This window comes from Streptococcus sp. 477, assembly GCF_013277295.1.
Classification (GTDB): Bacteria; Bacillota; Bacilli; order Lactobacillales; family Streptococcaceae; genus Streptococcus; species Streptococcus pseudopneumoniae.
The window spans coordinates 1-11,867 of record NZ_VMMQ01000074.1; the positions used below are offsets into that span (position 1 = coordinate 1).

Sequence of the window (11,867 nt, forward strand, 5' to 3'; positions counted from 1 at the left end):
TCATATCCGTTTTCCCACACACGAGATAGACCTGCCCTAGGCTAGATAGATGAATTGTCATAGAGCAACACCTTATCCAAAAGCTCTTCTATCATTTCGAGATTGAGAGATTGAAAAAACTTAGTTCAAGCTTGCCAATACGAATTTTAAGCAGAATATCATTTCTCTTTTTAGAATCAAAACGACGAGATTGTGGAATCTCTACAGGAACAATAGGTTGTGGCATTAAAATATCCTCCAATAGTTTTACTTTACTAATAGTATACAGGAGGAGCTCCATGAATGATAGATACCTTGTTATGACGCGCTTACAAAAGAACTAGATAAATCCACTAAGTGTGGTTACTCTAGTTCTTTTTCGTTTATTCAACACCCAAGATTTCTTTAATATCATCAACGCTCAAATTGCTTCTGCTTTCTTGTCCTTCAAGAACGGTGTTGAAGAGTTCTTTTTTACTTTCTTGGAGTTCTTGGATTTTTTCCTCTATGGTACCAAGTGTGATAAGGCGATAGACATCGACTTGTTTGGTCTGGCCAAGGCGGTGGCTTCGACCGATGGCTTGCATCTCGACTGCTGGATTCCACCAGAGGTCACAGAGGATGACGGTATCAGCTCCTGTTAGATTTAGTCCTGTTCCACCTGCTTTTAGGGAAATGAGGAAGCAGTCTTTTTCCCCTTGATTGAAGAGATTGACCATTTCTTGACGTTTATCTGAAGGTGTTTGTCCTGTTATTTTAAAGTGAGACATTTCTTTTTTCTCTAGTTCTTGCTCAATGAGATCAAGCATAGAGGTGAATTGTGAAAAGATAAGTGGTCGTGACCCTTTTTCACGAATGGTGTCTAGGAGCTCGAATAAGCTGTCCATTTTTCCACTATCCCCTTTGTAGTCTTCTAAAAAGAGAGCAGGGGTATTACAGATTTGTCTAAGTCGGGTTAGTCCTGCTAAGATTTCAATTTTATGACGTTTAATCTCATCAGCGCTGGCTCCTGAAACCATTTCTTGCATGCGTCGAAGTTGAGCTAGATAGAGCGTTTTTTGTGAACTGCTGAGTTCATTGCTGTAGAGGTGCTCGCTCAGTTCAGGTAATTCTGTCAGAACTTCGTCTTTTTTCCTACGCAGGACAAAAGGTTGAATCAGTTTAGCAACGAGTTGAGGTGACAATTTTGAAAATTCCTTTTTACTTGGTAGGAGACCTGGTAATACTATCTGGAAAATAGACCAAATCTCTTCGAGACGGTTTTCAATAGGAGTTCCAGATAGGGCATAGCAGGTTTTGACATCAAATTCTCTTAAAGCTTGTGCTGTTTTGGTCTGACTATTTTTTATCATCTGTGCTTCATCTAGGATGAGGTAGTCGTAAGACTGCTTTTGATAGTGTTCAAGGTCAGAACGAAAAGATGGGTAGCTTGTAATAGTGATAGTAGCAGATTTTTCAATTTGTTTGATACGCTCAGTTTTGCTACTATAGACTACTTCAACCTGTTTGTGAGGTACAAATTTTCGGAATTCTTCCTTCCAATTGTAAAGAAGGCTGGCTGGAGCTAGGATAAGAGCTTTCTGGTCTGGTTTAAGGTTGGCTTCCAGAAGAGTGATGGTTTGCAAGGTTTTCCCTAACCCCATGTCGTCCGCCAGGATTCCTCCGAAATGATAATGATCCAGCATACTCAGCCACTTGACTCCTTCTTTTTGATAGGAGCGGAGTTTGGCCTTGACTTCATAAGGCTTGATATCAAATTCTTCAGGGTGGGTCAGGTCATAAGCCATCTTTTTGAAATCACGAGAAAAATTGACATGTTCATTGTCTTTGAAGGTTTCAGAAAGACTAAAGGCACGAGATTTGTGCATCTTGATTTTTCCGTCTGAAAATTTAGCGCGAAGATCTTGGAGGCTTTGGGCAACCTTGAGACTTTCATCGTCAAAGACTAGAACCTTTCCTTGCTTGGTTTGGTAGTGGCTTTCTTGATTCCATAAAGCTTGGATAGCTTTTTCAACCTCATCTTCTGAAATCATAGAAAAATCAAACTGAACTGAAAGGAAGCCTTCGTCGTCAAAAATGTCAATGACAGCAGGATCTTCTACTAAGAGTTTTTCAAGCGATTCATCTAGTTGAACTTGACCCAGAGTACGAAAACGGGGGAGTTCTTTTAGGAAGAAATCAACGATTTTGATTTTGGAAAGACTATGAAATTCCTCTTTGAAACCAGCAGAAAGCAGTTGATGATAGATTTTTCTAGCTTTGCTAGCTTGGTAAGTATAGGGGAGGGTTAGGAAATCTTGTTTAGAATGGACTTGTTTTTCTCCAAAGGACCACACCATATTAAGGGCAATTTCATTTCTAGTTTTGGAGAAGGCAAAGGTGGGGATAAAGTCATGGATTTGTAATTCATCTGGAAGACTGATAGGAACATAGTTTGAGATGATATTACAGATTTGCATAAGTTCAGCCTTATTTTCCTGTGAAAAGATAAGAGGAGAACTTTCTTGATAATGATAGATCCAAGTAGCTAATTTATCCAAAAAGTAACGGTGTTCTTCTTTGATGATGTGGAAGTGATTGTGTCGAATCCAAAGTTTTTCTTGAATAATGAAACCAAAATAAGCTGTATTGATGATTTCATAATGGTTATTAGACTTGACAACCTTAAAAATTTCCTCTTCCGGGATAAAGGGACTATCATCTAAGAATATAAGAGGGTATTCGGCTTTTGAGGTTACATATTGGAAGACATCCAAAGCTTGAAAAAGTGGGACGAGGTCGTTTAAATAGCTAACAGGAGTCTCTAAATAGCGTCCGCAATCTCTAGGGCTAATGCCATAACTGAAGTTGAAATAAGAATGTTCATTTCTATCGATGAAATATTTTTTGATATAGAGGAGTAGGTTTTGGGATGCTTGATTAAACTGATCTAAGGATAATCTGATTGTCCCGATTTTCTGTGAAACAAAGTAATCTTCCTCTTGGAAAATGAGAAAAATGAAGTGAGCTATATCCTTGATAACATAGGCACGAGAAGCCTGTTCTACCTGTAGTTTTAAGGTCCATGCTAGGCTATGATTTCGGATTTCGACTTGTCCATGAAGGGAAAGTGAAGGCGCCACCGCTTTTTCTTCTACCAGTTCGTCTTGGAGTTCATCAGATGGCAAGGTAGGAATCAGTTGGCTGGCAAAACTTGGTTTATGACTCGCTTTACCAATGCGTTCTTGAATAGCTTGGGGGAGGCTACGAAAGTAGAGATCCATGGCAACCCAGTGTTTACAGACTCCCTGATTTTGGAAATCCTTACATTCGCAATGAAAGCCAGTCAAATCGAAGTGCTCCATACTGGTCAGGATGTTGGGTTCCAGATGCATGGAAATACCATCATAGGTATTGGGGTGCTTAAAATATTCTTTATTTTCAGTATCAAAATAGTTTTTTATCTGTTGGAAAATAGTTCGTCCATCCATTCTCATACGAGCAGGGAGTCTATCGGGAACCGCCATTGAAGTAACCTCTATTCTAATTATTCTTTCCTCTATCTTATCAGATTTTATAGGAAAAGAATAGACTTATCTTATATAAATTGCATCTTGATAGGGATTGGAAACATTTGCAGTTGTCAGATAGTTGTATGTAATATCGACAATCAATTACAAGGAGCTTACGATTCCACAGAAACTATCAAGTGAAAACTGACCTATCTATAACATTCTAGCTAAATTTCTTCTTGGTTTGGTAAGTTTTTCATCTGGTGAACTAGATAGGCTGCTATAAGTAGTAAAATTATAAGAGCAAAGGCAACAACGTCAAGACCAACACTTGTTGCAAGAAATACGAGAGCAAGGGATAGGACAGCTGGGATAAGCAAGTTGATAACATTGATGGAGGATTGAACTGATTCCATTAACTCCTCAGGAATGATTCCAAAAATCATGGCTTGCAAGCGAGGACTCAATACTCCTGCCGAGAAAGCATCACCTGCACTTCCTAGTAAAATAAGTAAAAAACTTCCACGTAGAAAACCTATAACAATGAGAGACTCCATCAATAGACTCCAATAAATATTCAGGCGAATAGAAATTTTTTTAGATAGAAATCCACTCAGAAGTCCACCTAAAATAACATGAAGAAGGCTTATCATTATCAAAATTGCCAGACTTTGCCCTGTTGACAAACCCATAAAAGGATAGTGAATCAGTAGAATCGCACTGACAGGCTCTACCATCATCAAAACAGCTTGACTAATGGACAAAATCCAAAGCAAGACCATGACATCTTCCATAGTCATCAATAATTTCATTGACTCTTTCAAATGCTGGAAAAAGCTACTCATTCCTACATAAGGAGGAACTTCGATTTTTTCTTCCTCTTTTTTCAAGCGGTTTCGGATAAGTAGACTTCCTAGAAAGGCAAATAAAAAGGTTAAAACATTTACAAAAGCTAGAGTAGAAATGCTAAACAGTCCTAAAAATACTCCTCCGCTGAGATTACCTATCAAACGTACAATGGAACTCGTGTACTGCTTAAAACTCATAGCTCCGTCATATCATCGTTTATTAGCCGTATGTAAATCGGTGTCAGCATGTATCCTGCAAGAAAACCAATCGTATCTGAAATCAAGTTCATACTGCAAATAAAGAAAACAGAAAAGAGAGAAGTCGGTACTTGTCAGGAGCAAAGTCACTCCAGAATAAAGGAGGATCTTGATAAAGAGGATAGAAATATACTTGCTGATTCGATTTTTTTGAAAATCAGCTATAACTCCAGTAAAAAGTTGCAAGACCTGAGGAATGGTTTCTGATAGACTGATCAAAAATATAGCTAAGGGAGCAAACGTATAAGAAGAGACATAATTGATAAAAGCTAAGTAAAAAATAGTATCTCCAAAACTTGAAATCCACTCATTCACTGTTAGCTGACGAAAAGCTCGATTTTTAAGAAAAATATGCATATTAATCTCCTTATAATAAATTCTAGAAAGCATAGAGCAAATTCGTGGTTCGTCTGACTAAATTTCCTATCTAAATACTACCTTCAAATATAAAATTTAGTGAAACTTTTATCTCCTCTAATCTTCTAAATATATTTTAGTGTACATTTTTTATAAAGTAAAGACTCTTTTGAATAAATTACCCATTTTTTGACAATTCTGTAAATTTCTGAAAAATATTTCAAGTGAATCCATCTATTACCTTAGGACATTGAAACTTCTTTTGCCAGAGGTGCTTATATTACTGGAAAGTTGAAGATTGAAATGTGGTATAATAAGAGGTAATAGAGTTTTGGAAAGTGAGATAAGATGATTTCAAAGAGATTAGAATTGGTGGCTTCCTTTGTGCCACAGGGAGCCATTTTGCTAGATGTGGGAAGTGACCATGCTTATCTGCCTATTGAGTTGGTTGAGAGAGGACAAATCGAAAGTGCCATTGCAGGTGAGGTCGTAGAAGGTCCCTACCAGTCCGCGGTTAAAAATGTTGAGGCTCACGGCCTAAAGGAGAAAATCCAGGTTCGTTTAGCCAATGGCTTGGTAGCCTTTGAAGAGGCAGACCAAGTGTCGGTCATTACCATTGCTGGTATGGGTGGCCGTTTGATTGCTAGGATTTTAGAAGAAGGCTTGGACAAGTTAGCTAACGTAGAGCGTTTGATTCTCCAGCCCAATAATCGTGAAGACGACTTGCGCATTTGGTTGCAAGACAATGGTTTTCAGATTGTGGCAGAAAGCATTCTAGAAGAAGCTGGCAAGTTTTACGAGATTTTGGTGGTGGAAGCAGGACAAATGAAACTATCAGCCAGTGATGTTCGATTTGGCCCCTTCTTGTCCAAAGAAGTCAGCCCAGTCTTTGTCCAAAAATGGCAAAAAGAAGCTGTTAAGCTAGAGTTTGCCCTCGGACAAATCCCAGAAAAAAATATAGAGGAGCGTCAAGTTTTAGTAGATAAAATTCAAGCCATCAAGGAGGTGCTCCATGCTAGCAAGTGAAGTAATTAACGCATATGAAGCCTTTTGCCCTCAGGAATTTTCCATGGAGGGAGACAGTCGTGGTCTGCAAATTGGCACTTTGGACAAGGAGATACAAAGTGTCATGGTTGCTCTCGATATTCGTGAAGAGACGGTAGCAGAGGCCATTGAAAAGGGTGTGGATTTGATTATCGTCAAGCACGCGCCGATTTTCCGTCCCATCAAGGATTTGGTAGCTAGCCGTCCACAAAATCAGATTTACATTGATCTCATCAAGCATGACATTGCAGTTTATGTCAGCCATACCAATATTGACATCGTTGAAAATGGTCTCAATGACTGGTTCTGTCAGATGCTAGGAATCGAGGAGATAACTTATCTTCAGGAGACAGGTCCTGAACGTGGAATTGGACGTATTGGGAATGTTCTGACTCAGACCTTTGGGGACTTTGCCCAGTATGTCAAGCAAGTATTCGGCCTAGATAGTCTTCGAATGGTGCATTATCAAGAGAATGACTTGCAGAAACCTATTTCAAGAGTGGCCATCTGTGGTGGAAGCGGGCAGTCATTCTATAAGGATGCTTTAGCTAAAGGAGCGGATGTCTATATCACTGGTGATATTTACTACCACACTGCCCAGGATATGTTGTCTGATGGCTTGCTGGCATTGGATCCAGGTCACTATATCGAAGTGCTGTTTGTGGAAAAAATCGCAGCACTCCTTACTCAATGGAAAGAGGAAAAAGGTTGGGAACTAGAGATTTTACCTAGCCAAGCATCGACCAATCCTTTCCACCATATCTAGTTAGAAGGTGAAGACAATGAAAAATTGTACTAGTATAGTTATGGTAAACTGAAACTACACTAGTACAAATGTGATTCTGAGACATTGTTGAGACTGGATTTTTTTGTAAAACTTATACCCGAAATTTTATAAATAAAAAAATACAATAGTCCTCGTTTTTTGCAGTTTAATCAAAAAATCCAATACATATAAATAGAAAGATAACAATTTACCATAAAATACTCTAAAAACAGAAAAAATTAAATGTTTTTCCTTGCAAAATTCGGGGGGGGGTGGTATAATTGCTACTAGACTGTATACTCTTCATAGGAGGTACAGTGGGGTAAATAGTCGTAAGTTGCTATTTAATATTATTGTCAATTGAAGAGGAAAATGACATGTTCTCTTCAATCATATCTTTAAGGAGAAAGAGTTATGGATTTTAGAAAGTCTAACAGAGAAAAGGTCTTCCGTTACTCCATTCGTAAGTACCACTTTGGTGCCGCCAGTGTTGCGGTTGCCGCATTGATGTTTTTTGCCAACGGTGCAGTAGCAGCGAGTGAGACAGTCACTCCAGCTACAACTAATGACGTGGTCGCTGGATTTGATGGTAACCCTGATGGGGCTCTGCAGGAGTCGGATGAGGGAGAGTCGAAGGAGGTTGTACTTGAGCAACTTGCTGAAGGTAAGATCACAAAGGAGATAAAAGGGCAAGGGAGGTCAGCGGAAGGATCTAATCAAGGACAGACAGTAGCTGCCCCTAAAACTACTGGAGTAGACTCTAGCCAGCCAGAGTCTGTTCAAGAAAGTTCTCAGGTGAGAGAGAAAAGGGCAGGATCTGCTGACACGATAGCAGCCAAAACAAGCAGCACTGGAGTCCTTCAGCCTCGGGTGCTCAAAGACAGCCAGTCTGACTATGACCCTATTCCACTTGACGATGATGAGGATGATACAGAACAGGATGAACAACCGTTAAACACTCCGGTGACAACAGCGATTCAACCTCGTTCAAGAGGAAGCAGACAAGAAGTTCCTTCAGGCTATATAGCTGTGCCAAGTAATGCTTATGTAGATGGGATCAACTACTTTTTAGAAGATGGACATGCAGGTTCACCTTATGCCCGTGGAACCTATGTCTATGGTTCGCAACGTTCAAGAGCATATTGGGACGGAAAAGAGTTTCGTATTCCGGAAGCGAAAGATTTTATCCACGGGATAGTCAAGAAAACAGAAACTGGTTTTAAATGGGAGATTGATATCAATAAGGGAAAAGTAGGACGGGGTCCACACCACTACTTATCAAATACTTTTTGGTTTACCCTACCTAAAAACCACACTGTAAAAGCAAACTCAGTAACTATTTCTCGTTATGATCATAGGACTGGTGGCACCACTGCTACTAGTGGAGATGCAGGTAACGGAGAGGATCAAATCCTAAAGGCCTTACAATCAGCTGATGGAATTAGTGATGAAAAGCAGGGGACTGTTGCATCAACAGGAGCGGCAGCAAAAAGTGGAGGTTATGGTTATCGGACGGATAGTCTGGATGGCTTAGCCAAGGAAGAAGTTAACTGGTGGGTGCAGAAAGGTTTCTACTACCATGCTGATAAAAACTTCCCAACTGAAGTTGAGAAAAAGGCAGTTTCTAAATACTCTGGTATCAAAAATGAAACCGAGAAAGTCTACACCTTCTCTTTGGACGGAGGACGTGATGATAGCTACCATTTGACCTTTGAGACGACTTCCCCAGATACGACTTTCCGTAATCTCTATTACGCCTTGGGTGTTAAAGGGTTTAGGCTGTCAGGGAAATCAGTTAATCGCTTGCTAGTCAATCAGTGGTACGGTAGAGCTGCCGGTGAAGGAGACCAGGCTGAGAAGTATCCGGCTCAGTTGGAAGGAAATGGCTACTATCAGATTGTACAAGGGCGAATTTGGCAGCCGAAAAATAATAATGTATCAACAACTCCAGGTACCTCTTCATCTTTAATTGCTAAAAGCGATGGAGGCATTGACCTTGAATCTTACTTTAAAAATAGGGATAAGGTAGGGGATAATGCTGAATCACATCCAACTTCTTATAATCTTTTTAAGGACGGCGTCAAAGTTGAAAACAATCAAGAGGTTGCAGACACTATCGTCAATACTCCGGGAGTGAAATCTTATCTTGTAGAGCGAATCTTTGCTGACGGTTCTGGTGAATTGGTCCAGTTAAATTTTGTTGTGAAACCGAAAAAACCAAGTTTAAATACTGATTTGGAAAAGCAAGCAGGGATGATAAAGGATATCACTGCAACTAACGGAACCAAAGGTGTAGAGATGGTTCTCTACCATGACGGAAAAGAAGTAGCAACCAGTATTGCTGGTGATGATGGAAATGCAACCTTCAAAAATGTTGTTATTACAAAAGGTTTTTATACTGTCAAGTCACGTGTTTCAGGTCAGTCTTATTTGACTGCAGAAGGCAAGCGAACTTCACTCTTAGAGTCTGAATCATCAGATGCTAAAGTAGCCAACTACGATAGCAGTCAGATTCGTATTGGGTTTGGACAAAGTGGAGAGGGCGGAGCAGCTTCTAGCTTGGAGACAAGTAAGTATAAAGCACTATATCTTGACAGTTATACTGGAAAGCAACTACAAGTGCTGGTTCGAGTTCCATTTGGTAAGTCTATCAAAAATATTGAAGTAACTAATTTAGAAAAAACGGGCTTGGTTCAGGGTGAAGTGGAGCATGAGGGACCCCTAAGTAGCAAGAAGTCATTAACAGGAACTATTAACAAAACCAATTCAGGTATCCATCAAATTACTGTTACGGTTACAACCGCAGATAATACAACCAAGACAGAAAAACTCTATCTATACATTCCATTTACGAAACCGAGTTTTGCAACAACAGCTGAGAGTTTGAAAGGAAAGACTACAGGAAAACCGGTCATCAAAGCAAACTCTGGAACAAAAGGAGAAGCAGCAAATATTCCTGATAAAGCAAAACTGAAAACCTTCTTGGTTAAAGGTGGGAATGATGTGGATGCTGTAGGCACAGGTGCTTCTGATAATAAGCCTAAAAAAGCTACTGGCTATACTATTCTTGCTAGTGGTGATGTTAAGGCGGATGGAACAGTTGAGTTTACTCCTGATAAGTATAGACAAGAATTGGTGGGGAATGAGGAACTTCGTCTAGTTACGGCAGTGGTTAAGGAAGGTACAGATGAACCTGTTTTAGACTATCTTGTATCACCACTATCAGAATCGCTTAAACTAGAACTTCCTACAGAAGCTAGCCGTGACTTTGTAAGCCCAGCAGAAAAAGTTACCGTTGAAAATCCAAGTAGTCTAAATCAAACCGAGAAAGATAAGCTAAAAAAAGCTATTGAAGATGCTAATCCAGGATTTAAAGTTGAAATAACAGATGATGGTAAGGTTCAGGTGACCAGACCGGATGGACAAGAGGAAGAAGCTGCTGTCAGTGATTTTGTGAAACAAAATGGGCAAGCAGATTCTGCAGATGATTCGACTTCTCCAAAAGAAATCCAAAAACCAACTGAAAAAGTGAAGGTAGCTAATCCAAATAAGCTAACCAAAGAGGAATTGACGAAGATTACTCAGAAGGTTCAGGAGAAAAATCCTGGTGCTACTGTAAACGTTGGGCAAAATGGAGATGCCTATGTTGTACAACCAGATGGAACAAGTGGCTTGATTTCCCACAAAGATTTGTTGGAGCTGACAGAAGAGCAAAAAGAAGCTGCAAAGAACCGTAAACCGTTAGTCAACCCAGAGCAGAAAGTACCTGTAACCGATCCAGAGAAACTAAATTCTTCAGATATTGAAAAGATTAAGAAGGCTCTACAAGCTGCTAACCCAGGAGCGACTGTTACAGTGGATAGTGATGGAAATGCAACTGTTACAAGTCAGGACGGATCAGAAAGTAAGTTTATCTCACGAGATGACTTGGTTACAAAAGTGACGGTCCAAGCACCTCAATCTCCAACTATCTCACAAGATAAAGAAACTCTAACGGTAACATCAATGGTAGGTCAAGACGAAGCTACTAAGGTTATGCTTACGTATACAAATGCTACTGGACAAGAAAAAACTGTTGGTTTTACTAAAACTGGTAGCAACTGGAATAAGGATGACGCCAATGCAGATAGCACAATTTCGATTATAAATGATGAAAATGGACTGGGCAAAATCCTAATCCAAGCTGAAACAGCAGAAGCAGGTTCAACAGTTACAGTTAAGCAGCAGAAGGACGGCTCTGACTTTAGTATAGCAGCTACTACTAAGGTTTTAGGAAGATTAGAGGATGTAAGTGGTATAGCCCAACCAGATGGTTCGGTTGTAATTACTGTACCGCAGGAAGCTACTGAGTTTGATTTGACTTATCATAATCAAACTAGTAATCGTTCAGAAACACAACATTTTAGAAAAACTGATCAAGGATGGAGTGCTGTTGCAGGAATTACAGCTAGTGGCAATAGCTTTACCCTTCCAAAAAGTTTAGTAAAAGACGGGACGGAAGTTGCGGTAAAAGCTTCTAGCGCAACGAAAATTTCAGAAACTAAACGAATTAAGGCTAAGTTTGAACAACCGAGTGCAACAACTAGTGCTACACGTCAAAATGGAGATGTAGAAGTTACATTACCGACAGATGCAGAAAAAGTGACCTTAACTTATAAGAACAAACAAAATACCAATGCCACAGTAACACTGGTTAAACGAGGAAATAATTGGAGTTCTTCAACAACCTTACCAGATGGTATCAGTCTAGCAAATGGTAAGGTTACGCTTGACTATACAAAAGTGAACAGGAATACAAATATCACAACAGCCTCTACTAGAGGAAATGGCGATGTTGAATCTCAAGCAAATAACCAAAATCATCCTATTCCAGAACACACAGCTCCGACGACTAAGACGATTACAAAAGTAATCGGTGAAAATCCTACAAATGCAGAGTTACTTGCTGCTGTAGATGTAGCTAACAAAGCATCAGCTGTACTGAAAGAAGGAACACAGTATCCAACTACAGTAGGGAACCATACTCTTGACGTTGTTGTTACTTATACAGATCAAAGTACAGAAAACGTAAGAGTAACGTATGTGGTGAAACCAGCAGACAAGACAGCTCTAACGCAAGCGAAT

General features: G+C 39.7%; 4 protein-coding genes and 2 pseudogenes. 3 read left to right on the top strand and 3 right to left on the bottom strand.

The genetic code is table 11. The annotated features are described in order from the left end of the window. Positions 1–41: 41 nt before the first annotated feature. The 3 genes and pseudogenes from HT691_RS11105 to HT691_RS08645 all read right to left on the bottom strand — a co-directional run bounded on the left by HT691_RS11105 (position 42) and on the right by HT691_RS08645 (position 4,933). Positions 42–226: pseudogene (locus tag HT691_RS11105) on the bottom strand (hypothetical protein). Positions 227–362: 136 nt separating this feature from the next. After that, positions 363–3,485 carry a DEAD/DEAH box helicase gene (locus HT691_RS08640; protein ID WP_138699594.1) on the bottom strand — a complete coding sequence of 1,041 codons (3,123 nt, stop codon included), beginning with the start codon at positions 3,483–3,485 and terminating at the stop codon, positions 363–365. 212 nt (positions 3,486–3,697) lie between these two features. After that, positions 3,698–4,933 (bottom strand): annotated as a pseudogene (locus tag HT691_RS08645) (hypothetical protein). 348 nt (positions 4,934–5,281) lie between these two features. Here HT691_RS08645 and HT691_RS08650 point away from each other — a divergent pair. From HT691_RS08650 to HT691_RS11375, 3 genes are all read left to right on the top strand, one after another. Further along, a complete protein-coding gene (locus HT691_RS08650) occupies positions 5,282–5,959 on the top strand; it encodes a tRNA (adenine(22)-N(1))-methyltransferase TrmK (RefSeq protein WP_023934155.1) in 678 nt (225 codons plus the stop codon). Beyond that, positions 5,946–6,743, top strand: coding sequence for a Nif3-like dinuclear metal center hexameric protein (locus tag HT691_RS08655; RefSeq protein ID WP_054392871.1), 798 nt, complete (start codon positions 5,946–5,948; stop codon positions 6,741–6,743). Before HT691_RS08650 ends, HT691_RS08655 begins: the two co-directional genes overlap by 14 nt. A gap of 414 nt (positions 6,744–7,157) precedes the next feature. After that, the coding region (locus HT691_RS11375) for a YSIRK-type signal peptide-containing protein (protein ID WP_240154009.1) at positions 7,158–11,867 on the top strand (4,710 nt) is incomplete at its 3' end.